Raw genomic sequence first — 414 nt, 5'->3', positions numbered from 1 at the left:
GAACAGACGCCGCTAAGCATTACCCTGCTGCTGGAGCTGATCGGCGATCTGTTCCCGGCCGGGGTGCTTAACGTGGTGCAGGGTTTCGGCAAAGAGGCGGGCGAGGCGCTGGCCACCAGCAAGCGTATCGCCAAGCTGGCGTTTACCGGCTCCACGCCGGTCGGGCGGCATATTCTCGCCTGCGCGGCGGAAAATATTATCCCCTGTACCGTCGAGCTGGGGGGGAAATCGCCCAACATCTACTTCGCCGACGTGATGGACGGAGAAGAGGAATTTATTGAGAAGGCGGTGGAGGGGCTGGTGCTCGGCTTCTTCAACCAGGGTGAGGTCTGTACCTGCCCGTCGCGGGCGCTGATCCATGAATCCATCTATGAGCCCTTTATGGCACGGGTCATGGAGAAGGTGGCGCAGATC

The 414-nt window shown here is 60.9% G+C and carries 1 protein-coding gene; it reads left to right on the top strand.

Going from position 1 to position 414, the window contains the following annotated elements; genetic code table 11:
* Positions 1 to 414: aldehyde dehydrogenase family protein (locus tag M3226_RS31680; RefSeq protein WP_251573443.1), on the top strand; the 414-nt coding region annotated here is incomplete at both ends.

The organism is Neobacillus cucumis (assembly GCF_023715505.1).
Note: the sequence above shows the minus strand (reverse complement) of the source record. Positions and strands in the feature narration are given on the sequence as shown.